22 protein-coding genes and 1 tRNA gene are annotated in these 21,414 nt (G+C 38.5%); 17 read left to right on the top strand and 6 right to left on the bottom strand.

Annotated elements, in window-relative coordinates:
• Nucleotides 1-7 precede the first annotated feature (7 nt).
• From KIM67_RS00560 to KIM67_RS00550, 3 genes are all read left to right on the top strand, one after another.
• Complete coding sequence (locus tag KIM67_RS00560) at nt 8-1,324, top strand: ATP-dependent 6-phosphofructokinase (protein WP_213829431.1); 1,317 nt, start codon at nt 8-10, stop codon at nt 1,322-1,324.
• Between the two features lie 87 nt (nt 1,325-1,411).
• Nucleotides 1,412-1,714, top strand: a complete 303-nt coding sequence (locus KIM67_RS00555; RefSeq protein WP_213829430.1) for an HPF/RaiA family ribosome-associated protein — start codon at nt 1,412-1,414, stop codon at nt 1,712-1,714.
• 40 nt (nt 1,715-1,754) lie between these two features.
• Nucleotides 1,755-2,381: a hypothetical protein gene (locus KIM67_RS00550; protein WP_213829429.1), complete on the top strand. Its 627-nt coding sequence runs from the start codon at nt 1,755-1,757 to the stop codon at nt 2,379-2,381.
• Nucleotides 2,382-2,461: 80 nt separating this feature from the next.
• Here the strand turns inward: KIM67_RS00550 and KIM67_RS18670 are convergent, their stop codons facing one another.
• From KIM67_RS18670 to KIM67_RS00540, 3 genes are all read right to left on the bottom strand, one after another.
• Entirely contained in the window at nt 2,462-2,593 is a 132-nt protein-coding gene (locus tag KIM67_RS18670) for a hypothetical protein (protein WP_256442749.1), read from the bottom strand.
• Nucleotides 2,594-2,698: 105 nt separating this feature from the next.
• Complete coding sequence (locus KIM67_RS00545; RefSeq protein ID WP_213829428.1) at nt 2,699-4,057, bottom strand: sugar porter family MFS transporter; 1,359 nt, start codon at nt 4,055-4,057, stop codon at nt 2,699-2,701.
• Between the two features lie 32 nt (nt 4,058-4,089).
• Complete coding sequence (locus KIM67_RS00540) at nt 4,090-5,334, bottom strand: glycosyltransferase N-terminal domain-containing protein (protein WP_313788414.1); 1,245 nt, start codon at nt 5,332-5,334, stop codon at nt 4,090-4,092.
• 80 nt (nt 5,335-5,414) lie between these two features.
• Between KIM67_RS00540 and KIM67_RS00535 the strand changes: the two genes are divergently transcribed.
• The 6 genes from KIM67_RS00535 to odhB all read left to right on the top strand — a co-directional run bounded on the left by KIM67_RS00535 (nt 5,415) and on the right by odhB (nt 13,549).
• Nucleotides 5,415-6,569, top strand: coding sequence for a DegT/DnrJ/EryC1/StrS aminotransferase family protein (locus KIM67_RS00535; RefSeq protein WP_213829427.1), 1,155 nt, complete (start codon nt 5,415-5,417; stop codon nt 6,567-6,569).
• Between the two features lie 4 nt (nt 6,570-6,573).
• Nucleotides 6,574-7,590 carry a UDP-glucose 4-epimerase GalE gene (gene galE / locus KIM67_RS00530; RefSeq protein ID WP_213829426.1) on the top strand — a complete coding sequence of 339 codons (1,017 nt, stop codon included), beginning with the start codon at nt 6,574-6,576 and terminating at the stop codon, nt 7,588-7,590.
• Between the two features lie 132 nt (nt 7,591-7,722).
• Nucleotides 7,723-9,000 (top strand): amidohydrolase family protein, encoded by a 1,278-nt coding sequence (locus KIM67_RS00525; RefSeq protein ID WP_213829425.1) that lies wholly within the window; start codon nt 7,723-7,725, stop codon nt 8,998-9,000.
• Between the two features lie 33 nt (nt 9,001-9,033).
• Complete coding sequence (locus KIM67_RS00520; RefSeq protein WP_213829424.1) at nt 9,034-9,390, top strand: hypothetical protein; 357 nt, start codon at nt 9,034-9,036, stop codon at nt 9,388-9,390.
• A 101-nt stretch (nt 9,391-9,491) separates the two neighbouring features.
• Nucleotides 9,492-12,290, top strand: coding sequence for a 2-oxoglutarate dehydrogenase E1 component (locus KIM67_RS00515; protein WP_213829423.1), 2,799 nt, complete (start codon nt 9,492-9,494; stop codon nt 12,288-12,290).
• A 26-nt stretch (nt 12,291-12,316) separates the two neighbouring features.
• Nucleotides 12,317-13,549 (top strand): 2-oxoglutarate dehydrogenase complex dihydrolipoyllysine-residue succinyltransferase, encoded by a 1,233-nt coding sequence (gene odhB, locus KIM67_RS00510; RefSeq protein ID WP_213829422.1) that lies wholly within the window; start codon nt 12,317-12,319, stop codon nt 13,547-13,549.
• A gap of 78 nt (nt 13,550-13,627) precedes the next feature.
• Here the strand turns inward: odhB and KIM67_RS00505 are convergent, their stop codons facing one another.
• Nucleotides 13,628-14,071, bottom strand: coding sequence for a TIGR02281 family clan AA aspartic protease (locus tag KIM67_RS00505; RefSeq protein ID WP_213829421.1), 444 nt, complete (start codon nt 14,069-14,071; stop codon nt 13,628-13,630).
• Between the two features lie 109 nt (nt 14,072-14,180).
• Between KIM67_RS00505 and KIM67_RS00500 the strand changes: the two genes are divergently transcribed.
• The 8 genes from KIM67_RS00500 to KIM67_RS00465 all read left to right on the top strand — a co-directional run bounded on the left by KIM67_RS00500 (nt 14,181) and on the right by KIM67_RS00465 (nt 19,328).
• The gene (locus KIM67_RS00500) at nt 14,181-14,948 is read left to right on the top strand and encodes a TatD family hydrolase (protein ID WP_213829420.1); all 768 of its coding nucleotides are present in this window, start codon (nt 14,181-14,183) and stop codon (nt 14,946-14,948) included.
• Between the two features lie 6 nt (nt 14,949-14,954).
• The gene (locus KIM67_RS00495) at nt 14,955-15,989 is read left to right on the top strand and encodes an asparaginase (RefSeq protein WP_213829419.1); all 1,035 of its coding nucleotides are present in this window, start codon (nt 14,955-14,957) and stop codon (nt 15,987-15,989) included.
• Between the two features lie 66 nt (nt 15,990-16,055).
• Nucleotides 16,056-16,143 (top strand) — tRNA-Ser (locus tag KIM67_RS00490).
• 79 nt (nt 16,144-16,222) lie between these two features.
• Nucleotides 16,223-16,957, top strand: coding sequence for a MotA/TolQ/ExbB proton channel family protein (locus KIM67_RS00485; RefSeq protein ID WP_213829418.1), 735 nt, complete (start codon nt 16,223-16,225; stop codon nt 16,955-16,957).
• Nucleotides 16,958-16,984: 27 nt separating this feature from the next.
• A complete protein-coding gene (locus tag KIM67_RS00480) occupies nt 16,985-17,431 on the top strand; it encodes a hypothetical protein (RefSeq protein WP_213829417.1) in 447 nt (148 codons plus the stop codon).
• An 11-nt stretch (nt 17,432-17,442) separates the two neighbouring features.
• A complete protein-coding gene (locus tag KIM67_RS00475; RefSeq protein ID WP_213829416.1) occupies nt 17,443-18,048 on the top strand; it encodes a biopolymer transporter ExbD in 606 nt (201 codons plus the stop codon).
• Between the two features lie 12 nt (nt 18,049-18,060).
• Nucleotides 18,061-18,543 carry a biopolymer transporter ExbD gene (locus KIM67_RS00470; protein ID WP_213829415.1) on the top strand — a complete coding sequence of 161 codons (483 nt, stop codon included), beginning with the start codon at nt 18,061-18,063 and terminating at the stop codon, nt 18,541-18,543.
• Between the two features lie 110 nt (nt 18,544-18,653).
• Nucleotides 18,654-19,328 (top strand): porin family protein, encoded by a 675-nt coding sequence (locus KIM67_RS00465; protein ID WP_213829414.1) that lies wholly within the window; start codon nt 18,654-18,656, stop codon nt 19,326-19,328.
• On the opposite strand, the gene KIM67_RS00460 is transcribed toward KIM67_RS00465, so the two are convergent.
• Together KIM67_RS00460 and rpoN are read right to left on the bottom strand one after the other, a co-directional pair.
• A complete protein-coding gene (locus tag KIM67_RS00460; protein ID WP_213829413.1) occupies nt 19,323-19,928 on the bottom strand; it encodes a hypothetical protein in 606 nt (201 codons plus the stop codon). The genes KIM67_RS00465 and KIM67_RS00460 overlap by 6 nt on opposite strands.
• Complete coding sequence (gene rpoN, locus KIM67_RS00455) at nt 19,928-21,385, bottom strand: RNA polymerase factor sigma-54 (RefSeq protein ID WP_213829412.1); 1,458 nt, start codon at nt 21,383-21,385, stop codon at nt 19,928-19,930. Before rpoN ends, KIM67_RS00460 begins: the two co-directional genes overlap by 1 nt.
• Between the last annotated feature and the right edge of the window lie 29 nt (nt 21,386-21,414).

Raw genomic sequence — 21,414 nt, 5'->3', positions numbered from 1 at the left:
AGAAAACGTGAGTAACAAGAATAAATTTAAGATTGAAAGTCTAGGTGAACCTAAATTTAAATCTCCCCTTCAGCTAAGTACTGTTAGGGGAGATAATATTTTTAGTTTTATCAAGGAAGATGATAAATTGGTATACGACCTCTCCTTGGAGAATTACAACCAATGTCTAAAAAATAGTGAAGTACCCCAGTGTTTAGAAAAGGCGGGCCCACGACAAAATGTTTTTTTTGAACCAAGTAAATCGACAGCGGCTATTGTTACTTGTGGCGGATTGTGCCCAGGAATCAATAATGTCATACGCGGTGTGGTAATGGCACTCCATTACTTTTACGATATAAAAAGAGTAATCGGAATACCGTATGGCTATGAAGGCCTTATTCCTGATATAGGACATGGTTTTGTAGAGCTAAGTCCAGAAAAAGTTAAGGATATCCATCAATTTGGAGGAACCTTCCTAGGGTCTTCTCGTGGTGGCCAAGATGTCTCAAAAATGGTAGATACCCTTGTAGCAAACAAGGTAGATATGTTGTTTGCCATAGGTGGTGACGGAACTTTAAAAGGAGTAAATGCCATAGGTGAAGAAATCCAAAAAAGAAATGAGAACATCAGTGTGGTGGGAATACCCAAAACCATAGATAACGATATTGATTTGATAGACGAATCTTTTGGTTTTGAAACTGCTTTTGATGTGGCAAGTCCAATCTTACGGGATGCCCATAATGAAGCCGCGGGTGCGTTTAACGGAATTTCCATCGTCAAACTTATGGGGCGGGACAGTGGATTCATAGCAGCTTCTGCGGCCTTGGCCATGCCTGTCGTAAACTTTGTGCTTATACCCGAAATGGATTTTAAGTTAGAAGGTGAAAATGGATTTTTAGCGGTTCTTAAAGAGCGTTTAGACCGTAAGAAACATGCTGTTATTGTAGTTGCAGAAGGTGCGGGCCAACATCTTTTTGAAGGTGAAAATACGGTCAAAGATGCATCTGGAAATGTAAAGCATGAGGATATTGGTCTATTTTTAAAAGATAAAATTGCAGAACATTTTGTTGATTTTCCAGTAACCATAAAATATATAGACCCCAGTTATATTATTAGAAGTGCGCCTGCAAACTCCAGTGATAGTGTTTATTGTAGTAGATTAGCGTACCATGCCGTGCATGGAGCAATGGCAGGAAAGACTAAATTTGTTGTCAGTACCGTGAACAATAGATTTGTTTATGCGCCTATAGTAGAAGTGACAAAAAAACGAAAGAAAATAGATTTGGAGAGCGAGTTTTGGTTCTCTGTTTTACAGAGTACAGGTCAACCTTTTTCAATTAAATAGTTTTTCATTTTTTGAAAACTGACAGATGTCATGTTTTTGTGTATAGCAAGTTCCTAGATTTGGTATAAATCAAAAAAGCAACTTGTTATGGTAGTGAATATTCAATATCAAAAAATGAAAACCAGTGAATCCTTGAACGAGATATTGCTCAAAAAACTGGATAAGTTAGGGGAAAAATACAGTTGGGTCATAAAAGCCAATGTACTTTTCAAATTGGAGAATGATAAAACGGGAGAAGAAAGTAATATATGTGAAATTGAATTAAGTGCCCCTGGACCTCGCCTTTTTGCAAAATCCAAAACGGATAATTTTGAAAAGTCAATGGCCGAAACCATTCATGAACTCAACAAGCAGCTCGAAAAACGACAAGGTGTATTTATTAGGCACTAGCGTATGAAAATTCCAAAGTAACCGTATAAAACTTACTCCGATGAAACCAAAATTAGTAGCCCTTTGCATGTTGCTCCTAGCGGGTTGTTCATCTACAAAGCTCGTTAGCACATGGAAGAGTCCAGATATCGTTTTGTTCGATGCCTATAAAGTGCTTGTGGTAGGCATGACCGAGGATGAAGATGTACGTACGGCATTTGAGACAAGACTTGCCGAAAAACTAAAAACGAAGGGAGTGGAGGCAATGCGGAGCATAGACCTTTTTGATGTTGAATTTACATCTTCGGAAAAATCAGAGAAGGAACTTTCAGAAGTTGAAGAACAGTTATTGGAGAAGGGATTTGATGCCATTCTTTTTACTAAGGTTGTTGGTACGGAAAACAAGCGTACGTTGAAAGGGAAAATAAATAGGTTCAATGATATGTACACTCGTTTTAGTACAGATTATCTTGATAATCAAAATATTTATTACAATTCTGAAGATCATGAGACCTTCAATATCTATAATGCAGAAACCTCATTGTATTGCATTTGTGTGGATAAGGAAATAGAGCTTATTTGGAGAGGTAATTTAGATATTATGGAACCTGTAAAAATTGAAAAAACTATAGATTCCTATGTGAAGACCATAGCCAATGCAATGAAGGAGCAAGATGTTATTTTTTAAAAATAGCTAACCTTCTTGCAAGAAAAACCCACTTACTTGGCAACGGTATACACAGTTAGTTATTCTTGATTATTTGTCACTTACCCTAAAATTCCTAGAAAATCCAATACTATACAAACAGGAATAGCGATAAGAATAAGTACAAGAACGAATACCATTAGCCGTAAAAAGCCAACCAGCATTTTACTGCCAAAAGAAACTTGATCAGTCATAATAGTGTTATTTTTTCCAATGTACGGAAATATTCACTCATCAATCCTAAATACCATGTGGTTATTCGATTAACGGGCATTTTTAACTCATGTTCCGTATTATCGCTAACTAGACTTGGTATTTTTAGCACTCAATTTTCTACCCAACTCTTCTAAAGAAACCCCTTTTGTTTCTGGCATAACGAACAGTACCCATGCAAGTTGGCAAACCATCATTAGGGCAAAAAACAAAAAGATGGGCCAAGGATTGTCTTTGAAAATTCCTTTTTCAGCATCTAAGAAAATGGGCGTTACCAAGGTAATGATTGCTGCAAAAATCCAATGGGTTCCCGTACCCCAGGATTGACCGGATGCACGTACTTTGTTCGGGAATATTTCAGAAATAAAAACCCAGATTACCGCACCTTGTCCAATAGCATGTGAGGCAATAAAAACCAAAATAAATGAAAGTAGTAAGGTTGAACTCGCATTACTATAGAAACACCATCCAACTACGGCCAAGCTAACGATGTAGCCTATCGAGCCTATTTTCATGAGCTGTTTTCGACCCAAATGATCAATCAAACGAATACCGACCAAAGTAAAAATCAAATTAACAATTCCTATGGATATAGAACTAAAAAGTGATTCTTTAGCTGCCAATCCAGCACGTTCCAAAATTTCGGGGGCATAATAGAGTATAAAGTTAATTCCTGATAGTTGATTGAAGAAAGCAAGAAAAAACGCCAGTAACAATTGCTTGTTATACTTCCCTGAAAACAAACTGTCTTTAGAAAATGTCTTCCCTAAAGCTTCTTTTATTTCATTCAATCTTTTAGTAGCTATTTCTTTATTGGAGATATATTCCAGAGTCCTAAGGGCTCCATCTTCATCTTGTCGTTTCATCATCAACCATCTTGGACTGTTGGGGATGCTCAAAACCATAAAGGTATAAGCCAGTGCTGGAATTGCCTCTACGCCCAACATCCAGCGCCAGTCATTTGCACCGCCAAATCCCTCTAACAAGTAGTTGGAAATGAAAGCAATGAAAATTCCAAAAACAATATTAAACTGGTACATGGCACCTAGTTTGCCACGGTTATCCGGTGTTGAAATTTCAGAAATATATATGGGTGCAGCTACTGAGGAGGCACCGACCCCAACACCACCAATAAACCTGAAAAAGGAAAACAGATAGGGGTCATGTGCAATTGCAGAACCCAAAGCGGAAACAAAATACAGAATGCCAATCCATATCAATGTTTTCTTTCTTCCTAGTTTATCACAAGGTATGCCACCAAATAGTGAGCCAAGCACAGTCCCCCATAAGGCCATGCTCATAATGAAGATTCCATGGAATAATGGAGTCGTGTCCCAAAGTTCCTTAATGGGTAAATTTGCACCGGAGATAACTACAGTGTCAAAACCAAAAAGAAAACCCGCTAAAGCAGCAGTCAATGATATTCTAAAAATACGGTTGTTCATGATAGGTTGATTTCGCTAAAACTAGGAAAAAATCAAAGAAGCGCATGTATAAACTCCATAACAAGTTCAGTTGCTCCTAAATTTTCCTTTATATAATCTGTGTTTGTATTTCCTGTTTCATTTCTGAAATCATTATCCGAAATAAAGTGGGACATCAAACTTTTAAATGACGCATTGTCCGTGATAACGTGGATTCCATTTCTGTCCACCAAGTCCTCCGCTTCCCTGAATCCCTTATAATTAGGCCCTATTATTACAGGAATGCCATAAACTGCCGGTTCTAAGGTGTTGTGGAGCCCGGTGGCAAAAGCCCCGCCTACATAAGCTACATCTGCATAGCTATAAATTCTTGTCAAAAGTCCAATGGTATCTATAATAATGACTTCATGATCCGCTACGTTTTCTTGTGCTATTTTAGAATAGCAAACTGATTTTTTAGTTATGCTCGTCTGTATTTTTTCTATGTGTGCAGGCTTTATGGTATGAGGAGCAATTACGTGTTTTACGGTTTTTTCCGAAGAATTTATGAAATCAACAAGTATTTCTTCATCTTCAGGCCAGGTGCTTCCCGCAACCAAACAAAAATCACTTTTTTTGAAGTCTTTCATAAACTCCAATGCATTGTCTTGCTTTAAAATCTCAGAAACCCTGTCAAAACGAGTGTCGCCACTTACAGTAACATTTTCAAAATTTAAAGAGGTCAATAGTTGTTTTGAGGATTCATTTTGAACAAAGAAATGAGAGAAGGACTTTAGACTTTTTCGCATGAATCCACCGTATGCCTTGAAAAAAATCTGTCGTTTGGAAAAAATAGCTGAAACCAATAGTGTTGGAATACCTCTTTTTTTAAGTTCATGCAGATAATTGGGCCAAATCTCATACTTTATAAATATGGCGATTTCAGGATCGATGTTGTCTAAAAACCGTTTTGCGTTGGATAACGTATCCATTGGAAGATAGACAACAACATCTGCTACTCCTGCATTTTTTTTCACTTCGTAACCTGATGGCGAGAAAAAGGTGAGTGCAATTTTATGGGATGGATACTTGGATTTTATTCGTTCCAAAATCGGGAGCCCTTGCTCATATTCCCCTAAAGATGCTACGTGCATCCAAACAAATCGATTGCCGTTGGAAACTTTTGCTTCAAGTTTTTGAAACACCTCTTTTCTTCCAGAGACGAATAATTTTATTTTGGGGTTAAAAAGAGCAATAACCTTTAAAACAATCCAAGATAGAGAAATTAGAATAGTGTAGATAAATCGCACTGACATCATATTTCCGCTAAAATACATTCTTTCATCAATAGGTTGTTATGGTGTGTTAATTTCTTATTTTTAGGGCATAATTTATTTGGATGAATAAAATACAGATGGTTGACCTTAAAGGTCAATACGAGGGTATTAAAAATAAGGTGAATGCTTCCATAACGGAAGTTTTGGATTCTTCAGCTTTTATAAACGGCCCACAAGTTCATGAGTTTCAAAAAGAGTTAGAAACTTATTTGGATATAAAACATGTTATTCCGTGCGCAAATGGTACAGATGCACTCCAAATATGCATGATGGGGCTTGGCTTGCAACCCGGCGATGAGGTAATTACTGCCGATTTTACCTTTGCCGCAACTGTTGAGGTTATAGCGCTATTAAATCTTACCCCCGTATTGGTGGATGTTGAGCCCGATACATTTAACATAGACGTTAAAGCGATTGAAAAAGCAATCACTCCAAAAACAAAAGCCATTGTCCCCGTCCATCTTTTTGGACAATGTGCCAATATGGATGCCATTACGGAGTTGGCCGAAAAGCATGGGCTTTATGTTATTGAAGATAATGCACAGGCCATTGGTGCCACGTATACGTTTAAGAACGGAAAAAAACAAAAGGCAGGGACAATAGGCCATGTGGCATCGACCTCTTTCTTTCCCTCCAAAAATTTAGGATGTTATGGGGATGGAGGGGCTATCTTTACGAATGATGATGATTTGGCCCACACCATACGTGGAATGGTAAACCATGGAATGTACAAAAGATACCATCATGATGTGGTAGGCGTAAACTCGCGATTGGATTCGATTCAAGCAGCCGTTTTAAGAGCTAAACTACCAAACTTGGACGCTTACAATGAAAAGCGAAGGGGAGCCGCAAAAAAATATTCCAAGGCATTTGAAGGACAGGCCAACATTGTTACGCCCAAAACTGTAAATGGTTGTGAGGGTATATGCGATACGTGCGATTGCCATGTTTTTCATCAATATACCCTAAAGATTGTAAACGGTAAAAGAGATGCGTTGGTGCAACATTTGAATGATAACGGCGTTCCATGTGGTGTATATTATCCCATTCCTTTGCACAGACAAAAAGCGTATGTGGATGACCGTTATGACGAAGCCGATTTTCCCGTAACGAACCAACTGATAGAGGAGGTCATCTCACTGCCCATGCATACGGAATTGGATGATGAACAGATTGAATTTATCACAAGCTTGGTCATAGACTTTGTAAACCAATGAAAGAATGAAAATACTTGTTACCGGAGGATTAGGATTTATAGGTTCCCATACCGTAGTTGAACTTCAAAATAAGGGTTTTGAAGTCGTAATTATAGATAACCTTTCCAATGCGGATGAAAAAGTTTTGGATGGTATTGAATCCATAACCGGAAAGAAACCCATTTTTGAGAAAATGGATTTACGGGAAAAACCCAAAGTTGAAGCGTTTTTCACAAAACATAATGATATTGATGGGATAATTCATTTTGCGGCCTCAAAGGCAGTTGGTGAAAGTGTTGAGAAGCCTTTGTTGTATTATGAAAACAATCTTGGGGTATTGGTTTATATCTTGCAAGAGCTAATAAAAAAAGAAAAAGCTAGTTTTATTTTTAGCTCTTCCTGCACGGTTTATGGCCAGGCGGATACTATGCCAATAACAGAAAACGCACCGGTAAAACCAGCTGAATCACCCTATGGGAACACAAAACAAGTAGGTGAAGAAATAATAAAAGATACGTGCAAGGTAAACCCACAGTTGAATGCAATCGCACTTCGTTATTTTAATCCCACAGGAGCTCATCCGTCAGTTGAAATAGGTGAATTGCCCATAGGTGTTCCACAAAACCTGATTCCTTTCATAACGCAAACAGGTATAGGTCTGCGAGAACAACTTTCGGTTTTTGGAGATGATTACCCAACCGAAGATGGTACCTGTATCAGGGACTATATCCATGTCGTTGATTTGGCCAAAGCCCATGTTGAGGCATTACAGCGCTTACTGGACCAAAAGAATGATTCAAATTACGAAGTTTTTAATCTAGGGACAGGTAAAGGAAGTTCGGTTCTCGAAGTGATTCAGAGCTTTGAAAGGGTTTCTGGAAAAAAACTGAACTATAAAATAATGGATAGAAGGCCTGGGGATGTAATTCAGGCATATGCCGATACAAAAAAAGCCAATGAAGTCCTAGGCTGGAAAGCAACCTCTTCTCTAGATGACTCCCTAAAATCTGCATGGGATTGGGAGCAAAAGATTAGAAGTTGAAAAAATGTACCCTTTACATAAAGCCTGTCCTCTGGACGGGCTTTTCTTTTTAGATAAAAGTTGATGTACATTCCATGGTAGAACTGGAATCTATGCTTATTTTTAGAAACATAATCAGCTAACACTATCAAGATGAAGAAAAATATTTTTGTATCATTTTTCCTTTTTACTTCTTTCCTGTTTGCACAAGAAACGTATTTACACTGTGGAAGTATTGTAGATGTAAAATCCGGTAAAACCCTATCAGAAAAAACAATAGTAGTCTCTGGTAAGATTGTCAAATCAATTCAAAATGGATATAAAACCGGGAATGCTGGAGATAAGGTCATTGATTTGAAGAACAAGACTGTGCTGCCCGGTTTCATTGATATGCATGTCCATATCGAGAGTCAGTCAAGCCCGCAGTCCTATATTGAAAGATTTACTTTAAATGATGCGGATGTAGCCTTTCAATCCACGGTATATGCAAAAAACACATTAATGGCTGGTTTTACTACCGTGCGCGATTTAGGGGGTACTGGTGTGAATATAGCGTTACGAAAAGCGATCAATAAGGGAACGGTAATTGGTCCAAGAATATTTACGGCGGGTAAGGCAATTGCAACAACTGGAGGGCATGCCGACCCTACAAATGGAATGAAAGGTTCCAATATGGGAGACCCTGGGCCAAAAGAAGGTGTGGTAAATTCCCCCGAAGATGGAAAAAAGGCAGTGAGACAACGTTATAAAGATGGCTCCGATGTAATTAAGATTACAGCAACAGGTGGTGTTTTAAGTATGGCAAAGAGCGGTCAAAACCCTCAATTTACCATTGAAGAGATAAAGGCAATTACCGAAACTGCCAAAGACTATGGTATGTTGACTGCTGCACATGCACATGGGGATAAAGGGATGCAACGTGCCGTGAAAGGAGGGATAAAAACAATTGAGCACGGTACATTGATGAGTGAAGAAACCATGGACTTAATGATTCAGTACAATTCTTTTTTGGTTCCAACGATTACAGCAGGAAAGCAGGTAACGGAAAAAGCCAAAATTCCTGGTTATTTTCCTGAAGTTGTTGCGAAAAAAGCAAGCGATATTGGCCCTAAAATACAAGGGATGTTTCGTAAGGCGTATAAAAAAGGAGTGCCTATCGCTTTTGGTACAGATGCAGGGGTGTTCCCACATGGTGAAAATGCAAGGGAATTTGGTTATATGGTCGAAGCTGGAATGCCTCTTATGAAAGCAATCGAATCCGCAACGATTACCAATGCAGAACTTTTAGGAATGGGGGATACTTTAGGACAGCTAAAGGAAGGTTTTTTGGCCGATATCATTGCTGTGGATGAAAATCCCGAGCAGAACGTCAAAACCTTGGAAAATGTTGTCTTTGTTATGAAAGAAGGACAAGTATACAAATCGGAATAATTGTTTGTTTGAAGTAGAAATATAAACATAAAGATGTCACCCGACTTTAACAACAGTATTGAACTATTGGAATTTGTTCATAAAGAACCGCTTTATGAAAATTTTCTGCTGCAATTGAAAAAAGACTTTTCATTGGTAAACATAAAGATGGACTTTTCATTGGATGTACTTCCAGCCGATTTAAAACAACTGGTGCATGAAAAGATTTATTTCTTGCTATTGGAAAAACATCAACAATATTTAAACCTGCTCTATGTTGTTGATATTCCAGAACAGGCGATACAGAGGATAAGCGCTATGGATGAGGTTGATGTTTCGGACGAGGTCTGCTTTTTATTGTTGAAAAGAGAGTGGCAGAAAGTTTGGTTCAAGCACAGATATAGTTCTTGAAAGATTTTCAAGGCTATCAATATGTTGAGAGGTCTGTCTTTAGTATTATTTATTGTATTTTTGATTAAATTTTTCAGATAAGTTTTAGCTGTAAACTGTCTATGGATAAATATTCTTTTTTAAATGCTGCGCATACTTCATTTTTTGCGGAGCTGTATGATAAATATCAAACGAGTCCCGATAGTCTTGAGCCCAGTTGGAGGGCTTTTTTTCAAGGTTTTGATTTTGGTCAGGAAGGTTCTCTGGAAGAGCTTGGTATCGAATCTGAAAATGGAGGAAAGGTTGTTCTTTCCAATGGAAGGGAAATCGAAATGCCCGAGACCCTTCAAAAGGAGTTTGAGGTTATTCGACTAATAAATGGATATCGCTCTCGTGGGCACCTGTTCACACAAACAAATCCGGTAAGAGAACGTAGAAAATACGAACCTACTTTGGAAATATCCAATTTTGGTTTGTCCGAAGCGGATTTGGATACCGTATTTGATGCAGGGAAAATTATTGGGATAGGTTCCAGTTCCTTAAAGGAGATTGTTTCCCATTTAGAACGTATTTATTGTGATGCCATAGGGGTCGAATATATGTACATACGTACCCCAGAGCGTATTCAGTGGATTCAAGACCGTTTAAATGTCAACGATAATCACCCAACTTTTTCACCGGATGAAAAGAAAAACATCTTACGAAAGCTAAACGAAGCCGTTTCTTTTGAAAGCTTTTTGCACACAAAATACGTAGGACAAAAACGTTTTTCGTTGGAAGGAGGGGAATCGCTCATTCCAGCTTTGGACGTAATCATTGAAAAGGCTGCAGATGCCGGGGTGAAGCAGTTTGTCATGGGAATGGCGCACCGTGGTAGGTTAAGCGTGCTTACCAATATTTTTGGTAAATCACCAAAGGATATCTTCAGCGAGTTTGATGGAAAGGATTATGAGGAAACCATTTTTGATGGGGATGTAAAATATCACTTAGGTTGGACTTCCAGAAGGGAAACCGATTCCGGGAAAGTGGTGAACATGAACATTGCCCCAAATCCTTCGCACTTAGAAACAGTCAATTCGATTGTAGAAGGTATCACTAGGGCAAAACAAGATAGTGATCATCAAGAAAATATTTCAGAAGTACTGCCCATATTGGTACATGGCGATGCAGCTTTTGCAGGTCAGGGCATTGTTTACGAGATTATACAGATGGCCCGTTTGGAAGGATACCATACGGGTGGAACCATTCATATCGTAGTAAATAACCAGATAGGGTTCACGACCAATTACCTGGATGCTAGATCATCCACATATTGTACCGATGTTGGGAAGGTTACACTCTCGCCGGTACTTCATGTAAATGCAGATGATGCGGAGGCCGTAGTACATGCTTCCATTTTTGCCTTGGAGTATAGGATGCGCTTTAAAAGGGATATTTTTCTTGACTTGTTGGGCTATCGCAAATACGGACATAATGAAGGAGATGAACCTAAATTTACCCAACCACTGCTCTATAAGTTAATATCCAAACATAAAAATCCAAGGGATATCTATGCTGAAAAGCTGATTGAACAGGGGATTATAGATAAAGACTACGTAAAGCAACTAGAAGCGGAGTACAAGAAGAATCTCGAAGAAGATTTGCTTGATTCGCGCAAAGTGGAAAAAACTAGGATCACCCCATTTATGAAGGATGAATGGGAAGGGTTTAGCCAAAAGACGGAAGATGCTATGCTCAGTCCTATAGATACATCCTATGAACTTTCAAAACTGGATGAGGTTGCCAAAAGCATTACAGCTCTACCCAAGGAAAAGAAGTTTCTTAGAAAGTTGGAACGACTGGTGGCGGCCAGGAATAAAATGTATTTTGAGGATAATCAGTTGGACTGGGCCATGGGGGAACTCTTGGCTTATGCCTCATTGATAGAGGAGGGATACGATGTTAGGATGACAGGACAAGATGTGGAACGTGGAACTTTCTCACATCGCCATGCGGTCATCAAAACTGAAATGCACGAAGAAGAGGTTACGTTATTAAACACTTTGGGCAAAAATCAAAATGGAAAATTCCATATCTATAATTCGCTCTTATCCGAATATGCCGTAATGGGCTTTGACTACGGATACGCAATGGCGAGTCCAAAAACATTGACCATTTGGGAAGCACAATTTGGTGATTTTAGTAACGGAGCGCAAATTATCATTGACCAATATCTCTCTTCCGCAGAGGATAAGTGGAAATTACAGAACGGACTTGTATTGTTATTGCCACATGGTTATGAAGGTCAGGGTGCAGAACACTCGTCTGCACGAATGGAACGGTATCTTCAACTTTGCGCAAAAGATAACATGTACATGGCAGATGTGACCACACCTGCAAACATGTTCCATTTGTTACGTAGGCAAATGAAAGCCGATTTTAGAAAGCCACTTGTCGTTTTTACACCGAAAAGTTTGCTGAGGCATCCCAAAGTATTGTCAACAAAAGAAGAGATGGCAAACGGAAGTTTTCAGCCATTGATCGATGATGAAAAAGCGGCTGTTTCAAAAATTAAAACGTTGGTTTTCTGTACGGGTAAGTTTTATTATGACCTACTGGATAAAAAAGAAAAGGAAAAACGGGACGATGTGGCCTTGGTACGTTTAGAACAATTGTTCCCGCTACCGACCAAAGAAATACAAAGTATCCTAAAAAAATATAAAAATGCGGGTGATGTGGTTTGGGCACAGGAAGAACCTAGAAATATGGGGGCTTGGGGCCATCTATTAATGCATTTTGATGAAGCAAAACAATTTAGAGTGGCTTCCAGAAGATTTTATGGTGCTCCAGCGGCTGGTAGTGCGGTGAGATCCCAAAGAAGGCACGCCCAAATAATAGATTACGTCTTTGATAAGACCAAGGACAACATGAAATTAAGATAACTTTATAGCATCAAAACTAGAATAACATGGTTTTAGAAATGAAAGTTCCCTCGCCTGGGGAATCCATCACAGAAGTGGAAATTGCAGAATGGTTGGTTCAAGATGGAGATTATGTTGAGAAAGACCAAGCAATCGCTGAGGTAGATTCGGATAAGGCGACGTTAGAACTCCCGGCGGAGGAAAGCGGGATCATTACCTTAAAAGCTGAAGAGGGAGACGCCGTTGCAGTAGGGGAGGTGGTTTGTTTAATTGATACCAGTGCAGAAAAACCAGAGGGTGACGATGCAGCAGAGGAAAAACCTGTAAAGAAGGAAGAACCCAAAACGGTTGAGTCTAAAGAAACCTCTCCTCAGAAGAAGGAGGTAGAAGAGACCAAAACATATGCGTCTGGCACCCCATCACCAGCAGCAAAGAAAATCCTTGATGAAAAGGGTATAGCGCCTGCTTCTGTTTCAGGTTCAGGAAGAGATGGTCGTATCACCAAAGAAGATGCAGTAAAAGCCGTTCCTTCTATGGGAACTCCTACGGGCGGCAATAGAGGCGAATCACGCTCCAAACTCTCTATGTTGCGACGTAAAGTTGCTGAGCGTTTGGTGTCAGCCAAAAATGAAACCGCAATGTTGACCACTTTTAACGAAGTGGATATGTCGCCCATTTTTGAGCTTAGGAAAGAATACAAGGAAACCTTCAAGGAAAAACATGGGGTGAGTTTAGGCTTTATGTCCTTTTTTACAAAAGCTGTGGTTAGGGCTTTGGAGCTGTATCCGGCTGTAAACTCTATGATCGATGGCAAAGAGATGATATCTTATGACTTTTGTGATATCAGTATAGCTGTTTCAGGTCCAAAAGGACTTATGGTTCCGGTAATCAGAAATGCTGAAAATCTAAGTTTCAGAGGAGTAGAAGCTGAAGTGAAACGATTGGCCATTCGTGCACGGGAAGGTGAGATTACCGTGGATGAGATGACCGGCGGTACATTTACCATCACTAATGGTGGCGTATTTGGTTCCATGCTGTCGACACCAATAATCAACCCGCCACAAAGCGCCATCTTAGGAATGCACAATATTGTTGAAAGACCGATTGTTAAGGATAGTCTTATCGCAATTGCTCCAATAATGTACGTTGCGCTTTCTTATGACCATAGAATAATAGATGGTAAGGAATCCGTAGGGTTTTTGGTAGCGGTTAAAGAAGCTTTGGAAAGCCCGGAAGAATTATTAATGGATGGCGATGTGAAGAAAGCATTAGAGCTTTAAAAACAAGATTGTTTGGGCACGGTCGAGAGTTTTATGTAACGGATATAAAACCTTCGACCATGTTCGAATCAACAGCTATCATCTGTTTTTTAAAAACAGACATTCCTTGTTATAATCAATAACCGCTTTACCTTTTTTAAGAATATCGGCACCTATGATGCCATCCACTGGCGTTACATTGTGTGCGGTTAACGCATGGTTTACGTGTATCAAATCAAACAATACTATTTTTTGTTTGCTTTTTTTCCACTCCCCAATTCTAATTTTGTTCTTGGTGGAAACCAGGGTTTCCATTTCTGTGGCTCCTGCTCCTGCTGCCTTAATGTCCGATACTTCGGAAACCATTTTAAAGAATTCGATTTTGTCTATGCCTACACAGGTGTTGGAAGCTCCGGTATCTAAAATGAACCGTCCTGATACTCCATTGATTTTAGCTTCAATTTCAAAATGATTGGTCTCGGTAAGCGATAAGGGTATTCTGGTATAATCTTTGGATTTAAGAAATTTTTGGAGTGATTTCATGCATTTTTATTGTTCCACTTTTCATGCTGGGCTAATCGAAGCATTTTACAGGGCTATTTTTATTCGAATCAACTATTACAAACGTCTAAGATAAACCTATTTTTGCTTTATGATTATAACCGATACACATACACATTTGTATAGTGAGGCTTTTGATGAGGATCGTGACGATATCATGAAAAAAGCCATTCAAGCTGGTGTTGAACGTTTTTTTATTCCAGCAATCGATTCAACGTATACAAAAGCCATGTTGGATTTAGAATCCAATTATCCTGAAAATGTTTTTCTGATGACGGGATTACATCCAACCCATGTAAAAGATAATTTTAAGGAGGAGTTAGCCCATGTGGAGCAACAATTGGAAAATAGAAAGTTTTATGCGGTTGGCGAAATAGGTATCGATCTATATTGGGACAAAACTTTTTTGAAACAACAGCAAGAGGCGTTTGTACATCAAATTAGATTGGCTAAAAAGCATCGATTGCCCATTGTGATACATTGCAGGGAATCCTTTGATGAAATATTTGAAATTTTAGAACAAGAGAAAGCCAATGATCTATACGGTATTTTTCATTGCTTTACGGGAACATTGGAGCAAGCGCATAAGGCAATATCTTATAATATGAAATTGGGCATAGGTGGTGTTGCTACTTTTAAAAATGGCAAGATTGACCAATTCTTGGACAAAATTGATTTAAAACATATCGTGCTCGAGACGGATTCGCCCTATTTGGCACCAGTTCCATATCGAGGAAAAAGAAACGAAAGTTCCTACATTTTGAACGTTTTGGAAAAACTTTCTATAATTTATGGAAAAACCAAAGAGGAAATAGCTGCGATAACAACCGAAAATTCTAAAGAAGTGTTCAGTATTTAGGACAAGATGCAAAACCAAACAAACATATTGCTCATTTACACCGGCGGAACCATAGGTATGGTGAAGGATTATGAGACTGGAGCCCTCAGAGCTTTCGATTTTGAAGAGCTTATGGGGAATATTCCAGAATTGAACCAATTGGATTGTAAGATAACGGGAATATCTTTCGATGAGCCCATAGATTCTTCCAACATGAACCCCGAGTATTGGGTGACCATAGCTTCGATGATAGAAGAAAACTACGATGTATATGATGGATTCGTGATATTACATGGCAGCGATACCATGAGCTACTCCGCTTCAGCACTCAGCTTTATGTTGGAGAATCTTGGTAAGCCTGTGATTTTTACAGGGTCACAGCTCCCCATTGGCGACTTAAGGACGGATGCAAAAGAAAACCTGATCACATCTATCCAAATAGCAGCTTTAAAAGAAAAGGGAAAAGCAGTTGTGCAAGAAGTAGGGCTGTATTTTGAATATAAGTTGTATCGGGCCAATAGAACGACAAAAATAAACGCGGAGCATTTTGAGGCATTTACTTCATTGAACCATCCGCCATTGGTAGAATCCGGTGTTCATTTAAACGTTCATTACAATTACCTTTTTAAGCCCTATGGTAACTCAAGAAAAAAATTGAAGGTGCATAAAAAAATGGATACTAATGTTGCTGTTCTTAAGTTGTTTCCGGGACTTAATCCTTCTGTCTTGACATCGACCTTAAAAATTTCAGGATTGAAAGCATTGATATTGGAAACTTATGGGGCTGGCAATGCCCCTACAGATGAATGGTTTTTAAATACACTAAAAGAAGCCATAACAAATGGCCTTCACATTATTAACGTTACACAATGCTCGGGAGGAGGTGTTTCAATGGGACATTACAAAACAAGTGAAAGGTTAAAAGAAATGCAAATGATTAACGGAAAGGATATTACAACAGAGGCTGCTCTTACCAAGGCAATGTACCTATTGGGCAGTAATGTTTCGGGAAAACTCTTCAAGACTATTTTTGAAACCTCACTTCGTGGTGAAATGCAGTAAAATTAACGCCTCAAATTTTATTAACTAATTATTTTTTTGTTATTTGGTCGACCTAACTATAATAATAGAGAGGTGGCCGAGTGGTCGAAGGCGCACGCCTGGAAAGTGTGTATACACCAAAAGTGTATCGAGGGTTCGAATCCCTTCCTCTCTGCTGAGCATTATTAGTTTTTCAATTATAATTTTTTTATATCTTTAACATTATTAACTAACTAAATTTAAGTTTGAACAAAATGAAGAAAATATCCTCTACTCTGGCCATCGCCGGAATGTTTGTTATGGGAACGACAACTGCTTCTGCGGCTGTTTTACAAGAAGAAGCTGCAGCTACGGCCAGTAAAGGTTTCACCCAAATACTAAAAGAACAGTTTATCCAAGGAGGTCCTGCCTTTATGGGAATTGTACTTTTATGTTTGATTTTGGGCTTGGCAGTTGCCATCGAAAGAATTATTTATCTAAACTTAGCAAGCACTAATTCCGCCAAGCTTAGACAACAAGTTGAAGATGCTTTGGCTTCTGGAGGTATAGAAGCGGCAAAAGAAGTTTGTAGAAATACAAAAGGTCCTGTTGCCTCTATTTACTACCAAGGACTAGATCGTTCAACAGAAGGTCTTGATGCAGCTGAGAAAGCTGTTGTTGCTTATGGTGGAGTTCAAATGGGACAATTGGAGAAGAACGTTTCTTGGTTGTCTTTATTTATCGCTATTGCGCCAATGCTTGGTTTTATGGGTACGGTAATCGGTATGATTGCGGCATTCCAGAAAATTGCGGCCGTTGGTAACTTAAGTGCATCTTTGATTGCAGGGGATATTCAGGTAGCTTTATTGACAACCGTATTTGGTTTGATTACAGCGATTATCCTTCAAATTTTTTACAACTATATTATTGCAAAAATCGATAGTATCGTAAATGATATGGAAGATTCGTCCATAGCGCTAATAGATATGTTGGCAGCTCACAAAAAGTAATTACGAAAATTTAAACTATCGAGAATCATGAATAAATTAGTAAAAATAGTGCTCATTGTCATTGGGCTCGTTGCAGCGGGATTGTGGTTCTTAATGCCATCTGCTGACGATCCGGATGCCATCAACAATGGAGCAATGAACTTTATGTTCATTATAATGTACATTTTATTGGCCATTGCGATTATAACCACAGTGTTCTTTGGATTTGGAAAGCTATTTTCCTCACCGGCAAGTATAAAAAAAGCACTTTTTGCCATTGGTGGATTGGCTTTGGTCGTTGCGGTATCCTATGGACTTTCTTCTTCTGAAGAAGCGAAAGCTGTTGTAGATACGTTTGCGAGCAATCCAAACCTTGAGGCGACAGAAAGTACCGTAAAAACAATTGGGATGGGACTAAATGTATTCTTTATCCTTACATTGGTAGCTGTACTCTTAATGGTATTGCCTGGATTGAAAAAAATGTTTGTTAAATAAAATATAGAATTATGCCTAGAAGAAAAGGAGCACCAGAAGTGAATGCCGGTTCTATGGCAGACATAGCTTTCTTATTGCTTATCTTTTTCTTGGTAACCACTACCATAGAAACAGATGCTGGATTAGATCGTATGTTGCCACCAATGGAGCCGCCAGAAAACCCTCCTATCATTAAGCAGAAGAACATTTTTACGGTAAATATCAATAAGAATGGTCAATTGTTGGTTGAGGATAACCTTATGCAATTAACGGAATTAAGAACCGCAGCTACTGCTTTCTTAGAAAATGGTGCTGATGGGTCTTGTGATTATTGTAAAGGGAGAAGAGATCCGGCATCATCGGACAATCCTGTAAAAGCGATTATATCACTGAAAAACGACAGGGAGACCAAATATAGTACATACATAACGGTACAGAACGAGCTTGTTGGTGCATATAATGATTTACGTAATAGAGAAGCCCAACGCCTTTTTGGCCAGGACTTTACCAAAATGGAGTCTGAGTATTTAAATCCAGAAACACCGAAGAGTGTCAGAGATGGTTTAAAGGACAAGGTTAAGCGGATTCAAGATATGTTTCCACAGAAGCTATCGGAGGCTGAAACATCAACTAATTAAACTAACAATAGTATGGCAAAATTTGCAAAAAAGAAGGATGGGGATTTGCCAGCGGTTTCAACCGCTTCATTACCCGATATCGTCTTTATGTTACTGTTCTTTTTTATGACGGTAACAACTATGAAAGATAGTTCATTGTTGGTTGATAATACACTCCCTAACGCAACTGAAATAAAGAAGTTGGAGAAAAAGGATAGGGTTATCTATATCTATGTAGGTAAGCCCACGCAAGAATATCAGAAGGTTTTTGGAACAGAGCCAAAAATTCAATTGAACGATAAGTTTGCAAGTGTAGATGAGGTAGGTTCCTATATTCTCGCGGAGCGTGCCAAAAAACCACCAGAAATACAAAATGTATTGACTACTGCTTTGAAAGTAGATAAAAATGCAAATATGGGTCTTATCACCGATATTAAGCAGCAACTCAGAAAAGTAAATGCCTTAAAGGTTAATTATACAACCTATGAAGGAAACGCTTTTAACAATCTGCAGTAGACAATAACTTAGATTTAGTGGAAACGCTCCAAATTTTATAATTTGGAGCGTTTTTTATTTTAGAAGTAGGTATGATAATGTCTAGTAATGTTTTAAAATGTTTTGCCAGTATGGGATTCATCGTAATGACTGTCCATATGAGTGCACAATCCAATAGGGACAGTATAAACTACAAGTCGTCGGGCAGATATCTTGAGGATCAATTTTATGCTGGGTTGGGATATAATTTTTTACTGGACAAACCTACCGATGTTATTCTAAGAAATTTATCCTATAATTTACAAGTTGGCTTTATAAAGGACATTCCTATAAATACTAGAAGAAACTTTGGTTTTGGACTTGGCCTGGGGTATGCAGCGAATTCGTATTACAATAATATTGTAGCGAACGAGGTTGATGGTTTAATAACCTATAGCATTACCAGTACAGCAGATTTTCAGAGAAGTAAGTTCGAAACTCATGCCATTGAAATGCCTTTGGAATTGAGATGGCGTACCTCTACCATAGATGAATATAAGTTTTGGCGAATCTATGCAGGGGTCAAATTGGGTTATGTGTTTTCTGGAAGGTCAAAATTGGTAACAGAAGATGGTTCTAACGGATTTTCCAATGGAGATATCCAAAATTTTCAATATGGCTTGGTGTTGAATTTTGGATATAACACATGGAACATACATGCGCACTACAGTTTAAACCCACTTTTAAAAGACAACATCTCCTTAGAAAATGGTGACCCGATAAATGCAAGAGTATTTCGTATTGGCGTTATCTTCTACATTTTATAGCCAGTACTTCAGAATAATAAGTTGGGAACATAATCCTATCAATAGACCTATCAATAATTCAGATCTATTATGTGCTTTAAGATAAAGCCTTGAAGTAGCTACAAGCCCGGTCATTAATGTAAAAACGCTTATGGCCAGAGTTATATTTATCTCAAAGTGTATGCTTAGACCTATCATGAACATTAATATGCTGCCCATTCCCAAAAGATGAAGACTGGTCTTAAACTTTAAAAATAATAGAATAAGTGCTGTACAGGTAGCCGTTAAAAGTCCAGTAAAAAAATAGAAAAGTTCATGAACATAATTATTTGGAATTACCTTATAGAGTATCATTAAAAGAAGCACACAGCTTATGTATAGAGGGTATTTACGTTCTTTAATAGTAGGTAAGAATATAGAATTAATGAATCCCATATTTTTAAGGATAAGAAAGAAAATAATTGGTATGATTACCGTAAGGATAAAAATGGGAAGAATATTGCCACTTTGTAATTCTAATGAACTGTATTTTGGTGTTACCAAAAAATATAAACTGGTTCCACCAACAGGAATGAAGAGCGGATGGAAAATGTAGGATACAATATTTAAGAATTGGCGCATTAGATTTGCTTTCTTAACCTAGCTACGGGTATTCCCAACTGCTCTCTATATTTAGCAACAGTTCTTCGTGCAATAGGGTACCCCCGTTCCTTAAGAATCTTCGCTAACTTATCGTCTGTTAAAGGCTTTTTCTTTTCTTCTTCTCCAATAACAGTTTCCAATATCTTTTTTATCTCTTTGGTTGATACGTCTTCTCCTTGTTCATTTTTCATAGACTCGGAAAAGTATTCTTTGATGAGTTTGGTTCCATAAGGGGTGTCCACATACTTGCTATTCGCAACTCTAGAAACAGTGGATACGTCCATATGAATCTGGTCAGCTATGTCTTTTAATATCATAGGGCGTAGCTTTCGCTCGTCTCCAGTTAAGAAATATTCACGCTGGTAGTTCATAATAGTGCTCATGGTCACATAGAGCGTCTGCTGTCTTTGTTTAATGGCATCTATAAACCACTTGGCCGCATCTAATTTTTGCTTTATGAAGAGCACCGTATCTTTTTGGGACTTGGATTTTTCCTTGGCGTTTTTATACCCTTCGAGCATATTATTATAATCCCTAGAAACATGAAGCTCTGGGGCATTTCGTCCATTTAAGGTCAATTCCAATTCACTTTCTACTATTTTAATTGAAAAGTCAGGAACAATATGCTCAATTATTCTAGTGTTCCCAGCATAAGAGCCACCAGGCTTTGGGTTCAATTTTTCAATTTCAGAAATCGCATCTTTGAGCTCTTCTTCCGAAATATGATGCTTTTGCATCAGTTTTGAATAATGCTTTTTGGTAAACTGTTCAAAGGACCTTTCTAGAATTGAAATCGCCAGTTCAACGGCAGGACTTTTGCTCTTTCGTTTTAGCTGAATGATAAGGCACTCTTCCAAGGACCTTGCTGCAACACCGGCAGGATCAAGATTCTGTACTATTTTTAAAACACCTTCAATTTGTTCTTCTTCTGCATAAATGTTTTGGGTAAAAGCCAAATCATCCATAATATCCGTTAACGGCCTTCTTATATAACCACTTTCGTCCACACTGCCCACCAAAAATTCGGCAATGGCCCACTCCTCATCGTTAAGATAAATGGTGTTGAGTTGATTTATCAGGTATTGGTTGAACGAAGTACCGGATGCATATGGAATACTTTTTTCGTCATCATCTGGACTATAATTACTTGTCTGGGTTCTGTAATCCGGAATTTCATCATCGCTTAAGTAATCATCAATATTGATTTCTTCGGCAGCGATGGTTTCACTATCCGCAGAATCATCGTAAGTGTCCTCAAATCCATCATCTATCGTTTCGTTTTCAGCTTTACCACTTTCAAGAGCGGGATTTTCCTCCAGTTCCTGCTTCAAACGTTGTTCAAAAGCCTGTGTGGGCAATTGGATCAATTTCATGAGCTGAATCTGTTGGGGAGACAGTTTCTGGGAAAGCTTAAACTGTAGATGTTGTTTTAGCATAAAGTTTTTGGTCTTCCTTCCTTATAAAT

This window comes from Flagellimonas sp. 389, assembly GCF_018449435.1.
GTDB lineage: Bacteria > Bacteroidota > Bacteroidia > Flavobacteriales > Flavobacteriaceae > Flagellimonas.
This window is presented reverse-complemented; position numbering and strand designations above follow the sequence as displayed.

What these genes read in the sequence shown, in the direction of transcription:
- KIM67_RS00555 (WP_213829430.1), top strand. Translation starts at nt 1,412, where the DNA reads ATGGTAGTGAATATTCAATATCAAAAAATGAAAACCAGTGAATCCTTG.
- KIM67_RS00550 (WP_213829429.1), top strand. Translation starts at nt 1,755, where the DNA reads ATGAAACCAAAATTAGTAGCCCTTTGCATGTTGCTCCTAGCGGGTTGT.
- KIM67_RS18670 (WP_256442749.1), bottom strand. Translation starts at nt 2,593, where the DNA reads ATGACTGATCAAGTTTCTTTTGGCAGTAAAATGCTGGTTGGCTTTTTA.
- KIM67_RS00545 (WP_213829428.1), bottom strand. Translation starts at nt 4,057, where the DNA reads ATGAACAACCGTATTTTTAGAATATCATTGACTGCTGCTTTAGCGGGT.
- KIM67_RS00540 (WP_313788414.1), bottom strand. Translation starts at nt 5,334, where the DNA reads ATGATGTCAGTGCGATTTATCTACACTATTCTAATTTCTCTATCTTGG.
- KIM67_RS00535 (WP_213829427.1), top strand. Translation starts at nt 5,415, where the DNA reads ATGAATAAAATACAGATGGTTGACCTTAAAGGTCAATACGAGGGTATT.
- galE (WP_213829426.1), top strand. Translation starts at nt 6,574, where the DNA reads ATGAAAATACTTGTTACCGGAGGATTAGGATTTATAGGTTCCCATACC.
- KIM67_RS00525 (WP_213829425.1), top strand. Translation starts at nt 7,723, where the DNA reads ATGAAGAAAAATATTTTTGTATCATTTTTCCTTTTTACTTCTTTCCTG.
- KIM67_RS00520 (WP_213829424.1), top strand. Translation starts at nt 9,034, where the DNA reads ATGTCACCCGACTTTAACAACAGTATTGAACTATTGGAATTTGTTCAT.
- KIM67_RS00515 (WP_213829423.1), top strand. Translation starts at nt 9,492, where the DNA reads ATGGATAAATATTCTTTTTTAAATGCTGCGCATACTTCATTTTTTGCG.
- odhB (WP_213829422.1), top strand. Translation starts at nt 12,317, where the DNA reads ATGGTTTTAGAAATGAAAGTTCCCTCGCCTGGGGAATCCATCACAGAA.
- KIM67_RS00505 (WP_213829421.1), bottom strand. Translation starts at nt 14,071, where the DNA reads ATGAAATCACTCCAAAAATTTCTTAAATCCAAAGATTATACCAGAATA.
- KIM67_RS00500 (WP_213829420.1), top strand. Translation starts at nt 14,181, where the DNA reads ATGATTATAACCGATACACATACACATTTGTATAGTGAGGCTTTTGAT.
- KIM67_RS00495 (WP_213829419.1), top strand. Translation starts at nt 14,955, where the DNA reads ATGCAAAACCAAACAAACATATTGCTCATTTACACCGGCGGAACCATA.
- KIM67_RS00485 (WP_213829418.1), top strand. Translation starts at nt 16,223, where the DNA reads ATGAAGAAAATATCCTCTACTCTGGCCATCGCCGGAATGTTTGTTATG.
- KIM67_RS00480 (WP_213829417.1), top strand. Translation starts at nt 16,985, where the DNA reads ATGAATAAATTAGTAAAAATAGTGCTCATTGTCATTGGGCTCGTTGCA.
- KIM67_RS00475 (WP_213829416.1), top strand. Translation starts at nt 17,443, where the DNA reads ATGCCTAGAAGAAAAGGAGCACCAGAAGTGAATGCCGGTTCTATGGCA.
- KIM67_RS00470 (WP_213829415.1), top strand. Translation starts at nt 18,061, where the DNA reads ATGGCAAAATTTGCAAAAAAGAAGGATGGGGATTTGCCAGCGGTTTCA.
- KIM67_RS00465 (WP_213829414.1), top strand. Translation starts at nt 18,654, where the DNA reads ATGGGATTCATCGTAATGACTGTCCATATGAGTGCACAATCCAATAGG.
- KIM67_RS00460 (WP_213829413.1), bottom strand. Translation starts at nt 19,928, where the DNA reads ATGCGCCAATTCTTAAATATTGTATCCTACATTTTCCATCCGCTCTTC.
- rpoN (WP_213829412.1), bottom strand. Translation starts at nt 21,385, where the DNA reads ATGCTAAAACAACATCTACAGTTTAAGCTTTCCCAGAAACTGTCTCCC.